General features: G+C 72.2%; 8 protein-coding genes. All 8 read right to left on the bottom strand.

The genetic code is table 11. The features are described from left to right. Nucleotides 1-19: 19 nt before the first annotated feature. The 8 genes from NUT86_RS39330 to NUT86_RS39295 all read right to left on the bottom strand — a co-directional run bounded on the left by NUT86_RS39330 (nucleotide 20) and on the right by NUT86_RS39295 (nucleotide 16956). Nucleotides 20-706 (bottom strand): GntR family transcriptional regulator, encoded by a 687-nt coding sequence (locus NUT86_RS39330; protein WP_018091453.1) that lies wholly within the window; start codon nucleotides 704-706, stop codon nucleotides 20-22. A gap of 47 nt (nucleotides 707-753) precedes the next feature. Then, nucleotides 754-2136, bottom strand: coding sequence for an aldehyde dehydrogenase family protein (locus tag NUT86_RS39325; protein WP_159483695.1), 1383 nt, complete (start codon nucleotides 2134-2136; stop codon nucleotides 754-756). After that, nucleotides 2133-3137: a proline racemase family protein gene (locus tag NUT86_RS39320; protein WP_274740753.1), complete on the bottom strand. Its 1005-nt coding sequence runs from the start codon at nucleotides 3135-3137 to the stop codon at nucleotides 2133-2135. Before NUT86_RS39320 ends, NUT86_RS39325 begins: the two co-directional genes overlap by 4 nt. A 31-nt stretch (nucleotides 3138-3168) precedes the next feature. Then, nucleotides 3169-4077: a dihydrodipicolinate synthase family protein gene (locus NUT86_RS39315; RefSeq protein WP_274740188.1), complete on the bottom strand. Its 909-nt coding sequence runs from the start codon at nucleotides 4075-4077 to the stop codon at nucleotides 3169-3171. Nucleotides 4078-4149: 72 nt separating this feature from the next. Then, the gene (locus tag NUT86_RS39310; protein WP_274740187.1) at nucleotides 4150-5613 is read right to left on the bottom strand and encodes an FAD/NAD(P)-dependent oxidoreductase; all 1464 of its coding nucleotides are present in this window, start codon (nucleotides 5611-5613) and stop codon (nucleotides 4150-4152) included. Further along, nucleotides 5594-5908 (bottom strand): (2Fe-2S)-binding protein, encoded by a 315-nt coding sequence (locus tag NUT86_RS39305; RefSeq protein ID WP_018091458.1) that lies wholly within the window; start codon nucleotides 5906-5908, stop codon nucleotides 5594-5596. Before NUT86_RS39305 ends, NUT86_RS39310 begins: the two co-directional genes overlap by 20 nt. A gap of 27 nt (nucleotides 5909-5935) precedes the next feature. Next, complete coding sequence (locus tag NUT86_RS39300) at nucleotides 5936-7090, bottom strand: NAD(P)/FAD-dependent oxidoreductase (protein WP_274740186.1); 1155 nt, start codon at nucleotides 7088-7090, stop codon at nucleotides 5936-5938. Between the two features lie 224 nt (nucleotides 7091-7314). After that, nucleotides 7315-16956, bottom strand: coding sequence for an Ig-like domain repeat protein (locus NUT86_RS39295; RefSeq protein ID WP_274740185.1), 9642 nt, complete (start codon nucleotides 16954-16956; stop codon nucleotides 7315-7317). Nucleotides 16957-17431: the final 475 nt, after the last annotated feature.

The raw sequence follows: 17431 nt of genomic DNA, 5'->3' as shown, positions 1-17431 counted from the left end.
CGCTCCGGCCGGGCCGCCGCTACCTACCGGATTTCGCCGCGGTTCCGCTCCTGGCCCAGAGCGAGCGGACATGGCCCAGGTGCTTGGCCATGCACTTCTCGGCGCCCTTCGCGTTGCCCGCCAGCATGAGGTCGAGGAGTTCGAGGTGTTCCTCGGCCGACGGGATCAGCTCGCCCCGCTCGTCCAGGCCGGTGAGCCCGTACAGGCGCGAGCGCTTGCGCAGCTCACCGACGGTCTCGACGAGGCGGTCGTTGCCACTGAGGCCGAGCAGTTCGAGGTGGAACTGCCGGTCGGCCTCCAGGTAGCCGATGAGGTCGTGGTCGCGCGCGGCGCGCACGATCTCCTCGGCGACCGGCCGCAGCGCCTCCAGCTCCTCACGGGCGGCGGTGCGGGTGATCCGGCCGATCATGGGGATCTCGATGAGCGCGCGGATCTCGGTGTACTGGTCGAGGTCGTGCTCGTTGACTTCGGTGACCCGGAAGCCCTTGTTGCGGACGGGCTCGACCAGGCCCTCGCGCGCCAGGTCGAGCATCGCCTCGCGCACGGGCGTGGCCGAGATCCCGAAGTCCTCGGCCAGGACCGGCGCCGAGTACACCTCCCCCGGCCGCAGTTCCCCGGAGATCAGGGCGGCTCGCAGGGCGTGGGCGACCTGGTCGCGCAGCCGCTCCCGGGTGGCGTTGAGATCGCGGTGCTTCAGGTGCCCCATAACGGTGGTGATCCCTTCATGCCGGAGCGGATCACCAGCATACAATTTCACATTGTTTCCGCAGGTGACAGGGTGTATGTCCGGCTGGAGGTGTAGAACTCCAGGGCGGCGCGGCCCTGTTCCCGCGGTCCGTGGCCGGATTCCTTGGCGCCGCCGAACGGCAGATGGAAGTCGACTCCGGTGGAGGGGGCGTTGACCCTGATCATTCCGGTGTCGAGCCGGTCGAGCCCGTGCAGGACCGGGTCCAGGCCGGCCGAGTGGACCGAGGTGACCAGGCCGTACGGGACCGAGTTGGTGATCCGGACCGCGTGGGCCAGGTCGTCGGCGGGCAGTAGCGCCGCGACCGGTCCGAAGACCTCCTCGCGCAGCAGTGGGTGGTCCGGTGGCACCTTCTCGACCAGGGTCGGGGCCGCATACCAGCCGGGAAGGCCGGGCACGGTGCCGCCCGCGAGGACCGAGAGCCCGTCCCAGGCTCTGCTGACCCGGTCGCGTGCGGGCTCGTTGATGAGCGGCCCGCACACGGTGGAGGCGTCGGCCGGGTCACCGACGGCCACTGCGCGCAGGGCTTCCGGGAGCGCCTCCCGCAGGGGGTCGAGGGCCGCGCCGACCGCGATCACGCGACTGGTGGCGGTGCACTTCTGGCCCGCGTATCCGGCGATCGCGGCCGCGATGTGGAGCGCGGCCTGTTCGATGTCCGCGTCCGGGAGGACCAGGGCCGCGTTCAGGCCCCCCATCTCGGCCTGGACGGGGATGCCCCGGGCCGTGGCCGTATGCACGACCGCCCGGCCGACGGCCGTCGACCCGGTGAAGGAGACGACATCGGCGGCGGAGACGAGTGCGTTGCCCTCGGTCGCTCCGCCGGGCAGCACGGTGAACACCCCGGCCGGCAGGGCCTGCTCGACGAGGGCGGCGAGGCGCCGGGCGCAGGCCGTCGCCTCGGGGGCGGGTTTGAGGACTACCGTGTTGCCCGCGGCGAGCGCCGGGGCGGCCTTCCAGCTCGGAATGGCGAACGGGAAGTTCCACGGGGTGAGGAGGCCGGCGACTCCGTAGGGACGGCGGCGGGTCAGCAGCAGCCCCGGGCCGGCGGCGGTTTCGTGCACGGCGCCGAGGGGTTCGTAGGGGGCCTGGGCATAGTAGCGCCAGATCGCGACGGTTCTGGCGACCTCGGCGCGCGCCTCGGTGAGCGGCTTGCCCACTTCGCGTACGGCGAGCGCGGTCAGTTCGTCCGCGGCGGCTTCGAGGGCGGCGGCGACCGCGCCCAGGGCGGACGAACGGGCGGCGGCACCGCCGGTCGACCAGTTGGGCTGGGCCGCACGGGCCCGCTCGACGGCAGCCACCGCGGCGAAGGCCCCGGGCGCCGGGAACGACACCAGCACATCGGAAGGGTCGGCCGGGTTGCGGGAGGTGACGGAGGAGACGGCGGTGGTCACAGGAGGAAGCCTCCGGGGAAGGGGTCGTCCGGGTCGAGGAAGTACTGGGCGGTGCCGGTGATCCAGGCGCGGCCGGTGACGGTCGGTACCACGGCGGGCAGCCCGCCGACCTCCGTCTCGGCGACGAGCCGGCCGGTGAAGCGGGTGCCGATGAAGGACTCGTTGACGAAGTCGCGGTCCAGGGGCAGTTCACCGCGGGCGTGCAGCTGTGCCATCCGTGCCGAGGTGCCGGTGCCGCAGGGCGAGCGGTCGAACCAGCCCGGGTGGATCGCCATCGCATGCCGCGAGTGGCGGGCGTCCGAGCCGGGAGCGGTCAGATAGACATGCTTGACCCCGGCGATCTCCGGTTGCTCGGGGTGGACGGGGCGGTCCGGCGACGCGTTGATCGCCGCCATGACGGCCAGTCCGGCGGCCAGCAGGTCGTCCTTGCGGGCCCGGTCGAACGGCAGCCCCAGCGCGTCGAGTTCGACGAAGGCGTAGAAATTGCCGCCGAAGGCGAGGTCGTAGGTGACCCTCCCGTACCCCGGGACCTCCACCGTGCGGTCCAGGGCGGCGCAGAAGGCGGGCACATTGGTGAGGGTGACCGATTTCGCCACCCCGTCCGCCACGTGTACGTCGACGGAGACCAGGCCGGCCGGGGTGTCGAGCCGGACGGGGGTGACCGGCTCGGTCACCGGCACCATGCCGGACTCGACGAGGACGGTGGCGACCCCGATGGTGCCGTGCCCGCACATCGGCAGCAGGCCGGAGACCTCGATGTAGAGGACGCCGAAGTCGGCGTCGGCGCGGGTGGGCGGCTGGAGGATGGCGCCGCTCATGGCGGAGTGCCCGCGCGGCTCGTACATCAGGAGGGTCCTGAGATGGTCGAGGTGCTCGATGAAGTGGAGCCTGCGCTCGGCCATGGTGGCGCCGGGGATCACACCGACGCCCCCCGTGATCACGCGCGTGGGCATGCCCTCGGTGTGCGAGTCGACGGCGTGGAAGACATGACGCGTACGCACCATGAGTCCTTTCGAAGCGGCACGGATGCGGTCAGTGGTGTCCGGCGGCCCGGGCCTTCTCGGTGGCGGCCCGGACCTCGGCCTCGATCTCGCCCGTGAGCGGGGAGCGCGGCGGGCGGGCGGGGCCACCGCGGCGGCCGACGAGGTCCATGGACAGCTTGATGCACTGGACGAACTCCGTCTTCGAATCCCAGCGCAGCAGCGCGTGCAGGGACTTGTAGAGCGGCAGGGCGGTCTCCAGGTCACCGGCGACGGCGGCGTGGTACAGCTCGGCGCAGGTGGCGGGGAAGGCGTTGGGGTATCCGGCGATCCAGCCGACCGCACCGGCCACGGCGAGTTCGAGCAGGACATCGTCCGCGCCGATCAACAGGTCGAGTTCCGGGGCGAGTTCGGCGATCTCGTAGGCGCGCCGTACATCGCCGGAGAATTCCTTGACCGCGACGACGCTGCCGTCCTGGTGCAGCCGGGCCAGCAGTCCGGGTGTCAGATCCACCTTGGTGTCGAGGGGGTTGTTGTACGCGACGACCGGCACTCCCGCCTTTGCGACCTCGGTGTAGTGGGCGCGGACGGCCCGTTCGTCGGCGCGGTAGGCGTTGGGGGGCAGCAGGAGGACCGAGCCGCAGCCCGCTTCGGCCGCCTGCTCCGCCCAGCGCCGGGCCTCGGCGCTGCCGTAGGCGGCGACGCCGGGCATGACCCGCGCACCGTCGCCCGCCGCTTCGACCGCGGTCCGCACCACGCGGGCCCGCTCCTCGTCGGTGAGGGTCTGGTACTCGCCGAGCGAGCCGTTCGGTACGACACCGTCGCAGCCCTGCTCGATCAGCCACCGGACGTGCCGGGCGTAGGCGTCGTGGTCGACGGAGAGATCGTCGCGCAGGGGCAGCGCCGTGGCGACCATGATCCCGCGCCAGGGGCGGATGCTGTTCCAGGTGAGGGTGGTCATACCAGTGAACCCTTCTATGGTGTGTGACATTTCATTGGGCCGTCCGCGGCACCCACAAGGGCGGCCCGCGGGTCAGTCGTCGACGGGCGGGGCGGCGTCCGGCCGGCTCCCGGTGGGTTCGTCGGGCGAGGCGAGCGCCGAGAGCGGCACGGGCACCGCGAACGGGCGGCGTTCGGCGGGTGGTTCCGCAGCTCCTCCGCCTGCCGCCAGGCACGCTGCGGCCGTCCCGCACATCCGCCCCTGACACCAGCCCATACCGGCCCTGGTGAGGAGTTTGACGGTGTGTGCGTCACGGGCGCCGAGGTCGGTGACTGCCTCGCGGATCCTTCCGGCGGTCACCTCCTCGCAGCGGCAGACATCCGTGTCGTCGGTCAGCCAGCCCGTCCAGCCCGCCGCCGGTGCGTGACTGACGGCCATCGCCTCGGCGAAGGCACGCATCCGGTCCCGCCGGCGCCGCAGCTCCCGCACACGCCCTCCGTGGACGGGGTGCCCGTGGAGTCTGACGGCTGCCGCCAGCCCGGCCAGCTCCCCTTCCGCGCGGGCGAGTTCTGCGCCGCCCACCCCCCCGGTCTCCCCCGCCGCCCACAGACCGCGTACCGAGGTCTCCTGAAGGCCGTCCAGGGCCAGGGCCAAGGTCCCGTCCGCGGTGGTGCGGGTGGCGCAGCCGAGTGCGGTGGCCAGTTCGATCTGCGGGACGAGGCCGTGTCCCACCGCGAGCGCGTCGCATGTGATCCGCCGGCCCGTCCCCCGTACGGGCCGCCAGTCGCGGTCGAGCCGGGTGACGGTGACGGCCGAGACCCGGTCGGTGCCGTGCACCTCGGTGACCGCGCTGCGGGTGCGCAGCCGTACCCGGTGCCGCAGCAGAGCGGCACCGTGCACCGCCGCCTCGGCGAGTTTCCGCGGGTTGGCCGCGAGCGCACGGGGATGGCGTGCGTATCCCTGATAGCCGGATGCCTCGATCACGGCGGGGACCTGCGCACCGGCGGCGGCCAGCGAGGAGGCGACCGCGAGGAGCAGGGGGCCGCTGCCCGCCACGACGATGCGCCGGCCGGGCAGCACCAGGCCGGACTTGAGCATGGCCTGCGCTCCCCCGGCACCCACGACCCCGGGCAAGGTCCAGCCGGGGAAGGGGAGTTGACGTTCATACGCGCCGGTCGCGAGCAGAACCGCACGGGCCCGCACCCGCACCGGCCGCTCGTCGGCGCCGTCGGCCCCGGTGGCGGCGTGCACCGCCCACAGGTCACCGTCCTCCTTCGTGACGGCCCAGACGTGGTGCCCGGACAGCTGGCGGACGTCGCTCCGCTCCAGCCGGCGGCGCAGTGCGGCGAAGGCCGGCCAGTCATGGTGCAGCGCCTCGGGCCGGGCCGCGCCGAGGGCCGGCGCCGGATGCCGGTAGAACTGCCCGCCGGTCTGCGGCGAGGCGTCCAGCAGGGCTACGGACAGGCCGTGTCCGGCGGCCGCGACGGCGCCGGCGAGACCGGCGCAGCCCGCTCCGATCACCGCGAGGTCGTACGGGTCAGACGCCGATGCGGGCATGGCCGTGTCCCTCCTGGGTGGTGATCACGTCGCCGGGGCGGGCGGGCACCAGACAGGCCCTGCGGTTGGGCTCCCCGTTGATGGTGGCGAGGCAGTCGTAGCACTGTCCGATGCCGCAGAAGGCGCCCCTCGGGCGGCCGGTGGTGCGGGTGGTGCGCCAGGCGAGGATGCCGGCGGACCACAGGGCGGCGGCGACGGACTGGCCGGGAAGAGCGGGGACCGGACGGCCGTCCATCGTGATCTCGAACGACGCGCCGGGGTGCGCCCCTGCCAGTTCGGCGGGGGTACGGGCCACTGCGGGCCTCCTCTCCTAGTGGACGGGTCAGGCGGTGGCTTCGAAGCGGGCGGGGTCGAACGGGCCCGGGTCCAGGGGCAGTTCGCCGCCGCCCAGGGACCGCGCGATGAGCAGCCCGGTGGCCGGGGCGAGACCGATCCCCGCGCCTTCGTGTCCGCAGGCGTGCAGCAGGCCGGGCACCCGCGGATCGGGGCCGATGGCCGGCAGATGGTCGGGGAGGTAGGGGCGGAACCCCACGTACGTCCGCATCGCGCGGACCCCGGCCAGGACCGGGAACAGGGCGGTGGCCTGGGCCGCCAGGCGGCGCAGCACCTCGGTCGACAACGTGCGGTCGAAACCGACCCGTTCGCGGCTGGCACCGATCAGGACGGGGCCCGCCGCGGTGCCCTCGACCACCGCCGAGGTCTGCAGCGCCGCCGAACCGCTGGCGACATCGGCCACATAGTCGGCCGCGTAGACCTTGCGCCGCACCACCCGCGGCAGCGGTTCCGTGACGAGCACGAAGCCGCGGCGCGGCAGCACCGGTAGCCCGACGCCCGCGAGCCGGGCGAACTCGCCACCCCAGGTACCGGCCGCATTGACCACATGCGGAGCATGCACCTCACCCGCCGCCGTACGAACCCCCCGCACCGAGCCGTCCGCCGCGGTCAGCAGGCCGGTGACCTCCTCACCGAGCCGCAGACACACCCGGTCACCCGCCGCGCGCAGCAGATGCGCGGCGGCCAGGGCCGGCATCACCTGCGCGTCCTGCGGGTAGTGAAAGCCCCCTGCCAGACCGGGAGTCAGATGCGGCTCCAGTTCCTGCAACCGGTCCCCCGGGACCTCCTCCGCCCGCACACCGGCCTTGCCCTGTCCGGCCGCGAAGTCACGCAGGGCCTGCATCCCGGCCTCACCGGCGGCGACCACGAGGCCGCCCTTGGCCTCGTACTCGATCTGCGGCGGGAGCAGTTCCGCCAGTTCCCGCCACAACCCGGTGGACAGCAGGGCGAGATCGAGTTCGGGCCCGGGTTCCTTGTCGGAGACCAGGAGGTTGCCCTCGCCGGCACCCGTGGTGCCGCCCGCGACGGGGCCGCGGTCGAGCACGGTGACGGAGAGGCCGGCGCGGGCCGCGTAGTAGGCGCAGGCCGCGCCGACCACGCCCGCGCCGACGACGATGACATCCGAGGTTCTTCTCGTGGGCACGTCAGTAATATTTCACATTGCACTGACGATGCCAAGGGTGGCGCGTCATACGACCGCAACTCCCCCGGGACGGACGGCCGTCGAGGCGTCCCGATTCTCCAGGACCCCTCGGATCCGGGTAAGTAACGGACGCGCCAACACCTCTCCGGCGCCTGCCACTTCCCCGAGGCGGTCTGAACACGGTGATGCCCCGGATCCGGCACGGGATCCGGGGCACCGCTCCGTCATGGCACCGTCTGGACCGTGGTTCCGGCGGAGGGCGCGAAACCGACGTCGCCGTTGTAGTTGCCGGTGACGAGGTGGGTCCCCTTCTGCAGCGGGTTGAAGGACACGCTGGCCGTGCCGCCGACGAGGGGCACGGCCTGGGGGGTGCGTCCCGTGATGGCGAGGGTGACGGTTCCGGTGGGCGTACCCGTTCCGGGGGCGACCGGAACCACGGTCGCGGTGACCGTGACCCGGTCACCCGTCGTCGAGGGGTTGGGGGTGGAGACCACGGTGGTGGAGGTCGCGGCCCGGTTGACGGTCTGGGTATCACTGCCGGTGGAGCCCGTGAAGCTCGCGTCCCCGCCGTAGGTGGCCGTGAGGGTGAAGGGGCTTCCGGTGGTGGTCGTGTAGGTGTGGGTGACGGTCGCGACACCGCCGGAGAGCGTCGCGGTGGCGGCGCCGGTGCCGTCACCGAAACTGAAGGTGACCGTCCCGGTCGGCGCACCGGCCGGGGACGAGACGGTAGCCCGGACGGTCACCGTCCCACCGGACGCCGAGGGGTCGGGAGTGGAGGTCACCGTGCTGGTGGTCGCGCTCTTGGTGAGCGTCTGGGTGTCGTTGCCGGTGGAGGCCGAGAAGTTGGTGTCCCCGTTGTAAGTGGCCGTGACGGGGAAGGGACTTCCGTTCCTGGTGGCATAGGTGTGGGTGACGGTAGCGGTGCCGCCGGAGAGCGTTGCCGTGGCGGCACTGGTGCCGTCCCCGAAACCGAAGGTGACCGTCCCCGTGGGAGTGCCCGCACCCGGCGCCACCGCGGAGACCGTCGCCGTCAGCGTCGCCGCCTGCCCCGCCACCGACGGATCCGGCGAAGACACCACCGCCGTCGTCGTCGCCGCCTTACCGACCGTCTGCGTATCGCTCCCACTCGACGGCGTGAAGCTGCCGTCGCCGTTGTAGGTCGCCGTGAGCGGATACGGGCTGCCGGAGGTCCCGTTGAACGTGTGCGTCACGGTCGCGATGCCGCCGGAGAGCGTCGCGGTGCCGGCGCCGGTGCCGTCACCGAAACTGAAGATGACCGTACCCGTGGGAGTACCGGCACCCGGCGCCACCGCGGAGACCGTCGCCGTCAGCGTCACCGCCTGCCCCGCCACCGAAGGATCCGGCGAAGACACCACCGCCGTCGTCGTCGCCGCCCTGCCGACCGTCTGCGTATCGCTCCCACTCGACGACGTGAAGCCGGCATCCCCGTTGTAGGTCGCCGTGACGGGGAAGGGGCTGCCGGTCCGGGTGGTGTAGGTGTGGGTGACGGTCGCGATGCCGTCGGAGAGCGTGGTGGTGGTGGAGCCGGTGCCGTCGCCGAAGCTGAAGGTGACCGTGCCGGTGGGGGCGGCGGCGCCGGGCGTGACGGAGGCGACGGAGGCCGTGAGGGTGGTGGGCTGACCGACGACCGTGGGATCGGGCGAGGAGGCCACCGCCGTGGTGGTGCCCGCCTTGCCGACGATCTGGGTGTCATTCCCGCTCGACGACGTGAAGTTGGCATCCCCGTCATACGTACCCGTAATGGCGAACGGACTCCCCGACGTACTGCCATAGGCATGCGTCACCGTTGCCAGACCATTACTCACCGGCGCCGTAAGAGTCGGACTCCCATCACCGAAATCAAACGTGACCGTACCCGACGGCGCACCCGCCCCCGGCGCAACAGAAGCCACCGAAGCCGTAACAGTGGTCGACTGACCCACCACCGTGGGATCCGGCGACGACACCACCCCAGTCGTCGTCGCCGCCCTGCCGACGGCCTGAGTGTCACTCCCACTCGACGACGTGAAGTTGGCATCCCCGTCATACGTACCCGTAATGGCGAACGGACTCCCCGACGTACTGCCATAGGCATGCGTCACCATCGCCAGACCATTACTCACCGGCGCCGTAAAAGTCGGACTCCCATCACCGAAATCAAACGTGACCGTACCCGACGGCGCACCCGCACCCGGCGCAACAGAAGCCACCGAAGCCGTAACAGTGGTCGACTGACCCACCACCGTGGGATCCGGCGACGACACCACCGCAGTCGTCGTCGCCGCCCTGCCGACCGTCTGGGTGTCACTCCCACTCGACGACGTGAAGCTGTCGTCCCCCTCATATTGCGCGGTCACCGTGTAGGGGCCGCCCGCGCTCGTGTACGTGTGCGTGATCCTGGCGACGCCGTCGGAAACCGATGTCAGAGTGGGCGGTGTGCCGTCCCCGAAGTCGAAGGTGACCGCGCCGGCCGGCACCCCGGCTCCCGGCTCGACCGGTGTGACGGTCGCGGTGAAGGTCACCGGCTGGCCGACCACGGACGGGCCCGGCGTGGCGGTCACCGTCGTCAGCGTCGACGCCGGATCGACCGTCTGGCTGTCCGTGCCCGAGGAGGAGCTGAAGTTGGCGTCCCCGCTGTAGTTCGCGGTCACGGTGTGGGGGCTGCCCGTCGCGGTGGTGTAGGCGTGCGTGACGGTCGCCACCCCGCCGGTGACCGGTGCCGTGAGGGCCGCCGTTCCGTCGCCGAAGGTGAAGGAAACCGTTCCGGTGGGCACCCCGGCGCCGGGCGGGGTCGGTGCCACGGTCGCGGTGAAGGTCACCGGCTGGCCCGTCACCGAGGGGTCCGGGGAGGAGCTCACGGTCGTCGACGTGGTGGCGGCGCTGACCGCCACCGTGTGGTCTCCGGTGATGGTGGCGGGGGCGAAGTCGGCGTCACCGCTGTAGGTGGCGGTGACCGTGTAGGGGCTGCCCGCCGTGCTCGCGTAGGCGTGCGTCACGGTCGCCACGTCGGAGGAGACCGGTGCGGTGACGGGCACGGTGCCGTCGCCGAAATCGAAGGTGACGGTCCCGGTGGGGGTGCCCGCGCCCGGAGGAACGGCGGTGACCCGGGCGGTGAAGGTGACCTGCTGCCCGGCCACGGACGGATCCGGGGAGGTGAACAGGGTCATGGAGGAAGAGGTCTGACCGACGGTCTGGCTGTCGGTGCCGGTGGAGGAGGCGAAGTCGGTGTCCCCGCTGTAGTCGGCCGTGACGGTGAACGGGCTGCCGGACGTACCGGCCCAGGTGTGCGTCGCGGTTGCCACCCCGGCGGTGACCGTGGCGGTGACGGAGGGGGTGCCGTCGCCGAAGTCGAAGGTGACCGTACCGGTGGGGGTGCCGGCCCCCGGAGCGGCCGCGGAGACCGTCGCGGTGATGTCCACCGGCTGGCCCGTCACCGCGGGATCGGGCGAGGAGGCCACGGCGGTGGTGGTCGCGGCCGGGGTGACGGTCTGGGTGTCGGTCCCCGTGGAGGGCGTGAAGTCCGTGTCCCCGCTGTACTCGGCGGTGAGGGCGTACGGGCTGCCGGACGTACTCGTCCATGCATGGGTCAGGGTGGCGGTGCCGTCCGTCACGGATGCGGTGACGGGCGGGGTGCCGTCGCCGAAGTCGAAGGTGACCGTACCGGTGGGGGCACCCGCCCCCGGGGCGGCCGCGGAGACCGTCGCGGTGATGTCCACCGGCTGGCCCGTCACCGCGGGATCCGGCAACGAGCTGAGCACCGTCGTCGACATCGCCGGCTGCACGATGTGGGTTTTGGTCCCCACGGAGGGGGTGAACTGGTCGTCGCCGCTGTAGGCGGCGTGGACCGTGTAGGGGCCGCCCGTGGCGCTCGTGTACGCGTGCACCGCGGTCGCCACCCCACCCGCTGCGGTGACGGTGACCGGCGCGGTCCCGTCCCCGAAGTCGAAGGTCACCGTCCCCGTCGGCGCGCCATCGCCCGGGGCTTCGGACGTCACCCTGGCGAGGAACGTCACCGGCTGGCCGGTCACCGAGGGCTCCGGCAGTCCGCTGACGGTGGTGGTGGTCGCGGCCGGGGCCACGGTCTGGGTGTCGGTGCCGGTGGAGGGGCTGAAGTCGGCGTCCCCGCTGTAGGTGGCCGAGACGGTGTACGGGCCTGCGGAGGTGCCCGCCCAGGTGTGGGTGAGGGTGGCGGTGCCGTCCGTCACGGGTTCGGTGACGGACGGGGTGCCGTCACCGAAGTCGAAGGTGACCGAACCGGTGGGGGTACCGGCCCCCGGGGCGACGACAGAGACCGTCGCGGTGATGTCCACCGGCTGGCCCGTCACCGAAGGCTCGGGAACTCCGCTGACGGAGATGAAGGTCGCGGCCGGGGCCACGGTCTGGGTGCCGGTGCCGGTGGACGGGGTGAAGCCGGCGTCCCCGCTGTAGTCGGCCGTGACGGTGTACGGGCTGCCGGACGTACCGGCCCAGGTGTGCGTCGTCGTGGCCACCCCGGCCGTGGCCGGCACCGTGAGGGGTGACGTACCGTCACCGAAGTCGAAGGTGACCGTGCCGGTCGGTGTCCCGTCCCCCGGCGCGGCGGCCGAGAGGGTCGCGGTGACGGTCACCGGCTGGCCGGTCACCGCCGGTTCGGGCGACGTGGTGACCACCGTCGTGGACCCGGCCTGGCCGACGGACTGCGTGGTGGTGTCGCTGGAAGCGGTGAAACCGGTGTCGCCGCTGTAGGTGGCGGTGGCGGTGTACGGGCTGCCGGCGGGACCGGTGTAGGCGTGCAGGGCCGTCGCCACCCCGGCGATGACCGGCAGCGCGGCCGGGTCCGTCCCGTCGCCGAAGTCGAAGATGACCGTTCCTGTCGGCGACCCGTTTCCCGGTTCCACCGGAGCGACGATCGCCGTGAAGGCGACCGGCTGGCCGACCACGGACGGGTCCGGCTCGGAGGTCAGCGTGGTGGTCGTCGCGGCCTGCAGGACCGACTGGGTGGCCGTGGCCACCGAGTCGGTGAAGTCGTCGCTGCCGCCGTAGGTGGCGGTGATCGTGTACGGGCTGCTGACGCTGCCGGTGTAGGTGTGGGTGAGCGTGACGGCTCCACCGGCCAGGGGGGCCGTGGCCGGAGTGGTGGCATCGCCGAAGTCGACGGTGACCGTACCGGTCGGTGTGCCGGCACCCGGCGGGACCGGTGCGACCGTCGCGGTGACGGTCACCGGCTCCCCCACGACCGAGGGGTTCGGACCGGAGGTCACCTCGGTGGTGGTCGAGGCCGGGTACAGGGTCTGGGAGGCGGTGGCCGTGGCGGGGCTGAAGTCTTCGTCCCCGCTGTAGGTGGCCGAGAGGGTGAACGGGCTGCCGGCCGTGGTGGTGTACGCATGAGTGACCGTCACCGTGCCGGCCACGGCGGTGGCGGTGACGGTCGGGGTGCCGTCGCCGAAGTCGAAGGTGATCGTCCCGGTCGGGGTGCCCGCCGCCGGGGAATCCGCCGTGAGGTTCGCGGTGACGGTCACCGGCTGGCCGACCGTGGAAGGGTCCGCCGACGAGAAGACGGTGAGGGACGCGGTCGCCGGGTTCACGGTCTGGGTGTCGGTGTCCGTGGAAGGCGTGAAGCTCGCCCCGCCGTTGTAGGTGGCGGTGACCGGGTACGGGCTGCCGGAGGTGTGGGGGTAGGCGTGCACGGCGGTCGCCACCCCGTCGGTGAGGGGCGCCGTGAGGCCCGGGGTGCCGTCGCCGAAGTCGAAGGTGACCGTGCCGGTCGGTGTACCGGCACCCGCGTCCGCCGAGGTGACGGTCGCGGTGAAGGTGACGTACTGGCCGGTCACGGACGGGTCCGGCGCGGAGGCCACCGTCGTCGACGTGGCCGCCTGCGAGACCGTCTGGGTGTCGAGACCGGCCGAACCCGCGAAGTTCCCGTCACCGTTGTAGACCGCGGTGATCGTGGCGGGATCGGCGGCCGCGGTGTAGGTGTGGGTGGCCGTCGCCGTGCCGCCCGTGAGCGGGGCCGTCACGGTCGGGGTGCCGTCGCCGAATTCGAAGGTCACCGTCCCGGCCGGGGTGCCCGAGGCGGGCGGAACGGCCACGACGGTCGCGGTGACGGTGACCGCCTGTCCCACTACGGACGGGTCGGGAGCGGAGCTCACCGTCGTGGAGGTGCCCGAAACGCTGGTCTCCACGCCCTGGGCGAACGTCCCGGTGGAGGCGGCGAAGTCGGCGTCACCGCTGTAGGTCGCGGTGACGGGGTAGGGGCTGCCCGCGGTGCTGACGTAGGTGTGCGTCACCGAGGCCACGTTGTGGGAGACCGGTGCCGTGGCGGGAGTGGTGCCGTCACCGAAGTCGAAGGTGACCGTGCCGGTCGGCGCACCGGCCCCTGGCGGCACCGGAGTTACCCGCGCGATCAGCATGACGCTCTCGCCCACCGCCGAGGGAACCCGCGAGGAGGTCACCGTGGTGGTGGTCGCGGCCGGGGCGACGGCGTGGACGAGGGTGTCCTCGGACGCGGCGTAGTTGGCGTCACCGAGGTAGACCGCGTTGATCGTGTAGGGGCTGCCGGAGACGCTGGTGTAGGGGTGGGTGACCGTCACCGTGCCGCCCACGAGCTCGGCGGTGATGACCGGGGTGCCGTCACCGAAGTCAAAGGTGACCGGCCCGGTCGGGATGCCCGACGCGGGCGCGGTGGGGGTCACGGTGACGGTCACCGACTCCCCCGTCACGGACGGGTCGGGAGCGGCGGTGACCGTGGTGGTGGTCGCGGCCTGCTCGACACTGTGCGTTGTGGTGCCGGCGGACTCGGTGAAGTTGTCGTCCCCGCTGTAGGTGACGGTGACCGTGTACGGGCTGATGGGCGCGCTGGTGTAGGCGTGGGTGAGGTCGGCGGTGCCGTCGGTGAGGGGGGCGGTGACAGGTGCGGTGCCGTCACCGAAGTCGAAGGTGACCGTCCCGGTCGGAGTACCCGCGGCCGGTGTGGGAGCCGCGACGGTCGCGGTGAGGGTGACCGTCTCGCCGGTGACCGAAGGCTCCGGGGAGGAGCTCACCGTCGTCGTGGGCACCGCCTTGGCGACCGACTGAATGTCCGTTCCCGCGGAGGGGTTGAAGTTGTCGTCGCCGCTGTAGGTCGCGGCGACCGTGTACGGGCTCTCCGCCACGTCCGGATTGACATGGGTGACCGTGGCCGTGCCGCCCTCGACGGGTGCCGTGACGGGCGGGGTGCCGTCGCCGAACTCGAAGGTCACGGTTCCCGTCGGCGCTCCGGCCGCCGGGGCCTCGGGGAGGATCTGCGCGACGAAGGTCGTCTCCTGCCCCACCGTGGAGGGGTCGGGTGCGGAGGCCACGGCGGTGGTGGTGTCGGCCGGCTGCACGGTCTGGGTGTCGGTACCGAGCGAGGTGGTGAAGTCGTCGTCACCGTTGTAGATGGCGGTGACCGTGTACGGCAGTTCGGCCGCGTCGTTGTAGGTGTGGGTGAGGTCGGTGGCGCCGTCGGTGAGGAATGCGGTGACGGGTGGTGTGCTGTCGCCGAAGTCGAAGGTGACCGTCCCGGTCGGGGTACCGGCACCGGGTGCGAGCGCGGTGACCGTCGCGCTGAATGTGACCGGCTGACCCACCGTCGAAGGATCCGGCGCGGAGACCACGGCGATCGTGGTGCCGGCCGGCTGGACGCTCTGGGTGTCGGTACCGAAGGACGTCGTGAAGTCCGCGTCACCGTCGTACGTGGCGGTGACCGCGTAGGGGCTGTCCGCCGCGGCGGCGTAGACGTGGCCGGTGGCGGCGGTGCCGTCCGTGAGCGGTGCGTCGACGGGCGCCGTACCGTCGCCGAAATCGAAGGTGACCGTCCCGGTCGGGGTACCCGCTCCGGGCGCGAGCGCGGTGACCGTCGCGCTGAACGTGACCAACTGCCCCACCATCGAAGGATCCGGCGCGGAAACCACCGTCGTCGACGACGCGCTCGGTCCCACCGACTGGCTGCCGGTCCCCGTGGAGGGCTCCAGGTTCCCGTCGCCCTGATAGGTGGCGGTGACCGTGTACGGGCTGCCCGTCGTACCGGCGTAGACATGGCTGGTGGCGGCGGTGCCGTCGGTGAGCGGTGCGTCGACCGGCGGGGTGCCGTCGCCGAAATCGAAGGTGACCGTCCCGGTCGGTGCGGCGGCTCCGGGCGGGACGACGGCGACCGTCGCGGTCGCGGTCACCGGCTGTCCGGCCACGGAGGGGTTGGGCGCAAGGTCCACCGTGGTGGCCGTCGCCGCCTGCTGCACGGTCTGGCTTTCCGTCCCCGTGGAAGGGGTGAAGTTGTCGTCGCCGCTGTAGGTGGCGGTGACCGTGTACGGCAGTGCGGCGGCGCTCTCAAAGGTGTGGGTCACGGTCGCGGAGCCGCCCGCCACCGGCACGGTGGCGGGCGGGGTGTTGTCGCCGAAGTCGAACGTCACGGTGCCCGTCGGCGCACCGGCTCCCGGTGGGGTGGGAGCGACCCGCGCGACGAAGGTGACCGGCTGCCCGGCCAGGGACGGATCGGGGCCGTGGGTCACCGTGGTGGTGGTCGGCGCTGCTTCGACGGCCTGGGTGTCCGTTCCGGTGGTGGCCATGAAGTAGAGGTCGCCGCTGTAGTTGACGGTGACGGCGTAGGGGGTGTCCGACGCGCCGGTGTAGGCGTGGTTGACCGTGGCCGTGGCGTCCGTGAGGGGGGCCGTTACCGGCGCTGTTCCGTCGCCGAAGTCGAAGGTGACGGTGCCGGTCGGTGTACCCGTCGTGGGCGGGACCCCCACCAGGGTCGCGGTGAAGGCCACTTCCTGACCGGCAAGGGAGGGGTCCGGTGTAGAGGTGACGGTCATCGCCGTCGGCGCCTTGTAAGTGAAGGCGTTGGGAAGCGTGACACTGCCCGCGGGTGTGGTGACGACGAAGTCGGCGGGGCCGGGAACGCCCTCGGGCGTCACCACGACGAGCAGGTTGTCGGAGTACGCGCGAAAGGACCTCACGGGGACGCCGTCGATCGTGACGCCGCTGACGCGGGCGAGGCCGCTGCCGGTCAGGACGAGGGTGGTGCCGCCCGCGATCGGCCCGGTGTCCGGGCTGACGCCGGTGACATCTGCCACCGCCGCGTAGGTGTAGAGCAGTCTGTTGCTCACCCCGCCGCGGGTGGTGATACGGACGGGGACGGTGCCGGGCCCCGCGGCAGGAGGAACGGTGACACTGACCTGCCGGTCGGAGAGCGCCGTGGGGAAGGCGACGGCGTCGCCGAAGCGGACGAGCAGCGCGGTGCGCAGATTGGCGCCGGTGAGGATGACGGTGTTGCCGCCGCCGATCGGACCGGTGGCGGGAGCGATGCCTGTCAGGCTGGGCCAGAAGATGTAGAAGAAGTAGCCGACCCGGGCGGATCCGCCGGGGGTGGTGACCGTGACCGGGACCGCCCCCTGGCCCGAGGGAGTCACCGCGACGATGGTCGTGTCGTCGAGGACGGTGAAACTCGCTGCCGGGCGCGGACCGAAGCTGACGGCCGTGGCGCGGCTGAAGTTGCGCCCGATGATGGTCACCAGGGTTCCGCCGCTGTAGGAGCCCTGGTCGGGGAAGACACCGGAGAACTGGTTGCGCGGTGCCGGCGTGCCGGAACGGGCGGCGGCATCGAACCGTCCCGGCATCGGTGCGAGGGCCGACCGGTTGCGCAGCTCGGCAAGGGCGCGCAGCAGGGTGCCGCTGTCGTTCGACGCCGGCACATCAGCGTGGTCGACCACGGTGCACAGGACCGGGCTGTGGGCTTCGCCCCGCGCCACCAGCGGGACGGGCGCGGTGAGGGTGGGGACGATCCGGTGGGACCACGGGTCGAGGACGGCGATGCAGTTCCCGTGGCGGTCGGTGAGGATGACGAGCCCGCTGGGGCGTTCCGGAGTCAGCATGCCGGTGTCACCGCCCACACCGCGGCCCCGGTGCTCGGGTCAACGGGGCGTTCTTCGCCGGGCAGTTGCAGGAGGGGGGCGTGCCGGCCCGTCGTGACCATCCATCGAAGACCGATGGCGCGGACGGGGCACACAGCGCGGGCAGCAGGCATGACGGGCTCCAGACCAACATGCGGGCCCGCCGCACCATGAGGCGCCCGCAAACCGCGCGCCGACATGGCCGGTCCTGCACATCCCCACGGAGGAGCGCCCGAACGGCATCGTCATCACACACCGATGCGCCGAACCAGGCAAGACGCCTTCCACTCCCCCGGAAAGGATGGGCGGCCCACCGGAATCGGACGGACTCAGTAACCCATCCTGGTGAAGTGAAGGCAACACACCGAGATCGAGCTCACCCGAACGGGCGAGCGGAACCCGGGCACCGGCGCACCGCGGTGACCTGTCCCACGGCATGTCAACTCGGTGCCGGCGG

The organism is Streptomyces sp. G7(2002) (assembly GCF_028870195.1).
In the GTDB taxonomy this organism is placed as follows: Bacteria; Actinomycetota; Actinomycetes; order Streptomycetales; family Streptomycetaceae; genus Streptomyces; species Streptomyces nigrescens.
The sequence above is the reverse complement of the archived record's forward strand: the minus strand, read 5'-3'. Positions and strand labels throughout refer to the sequence as shown.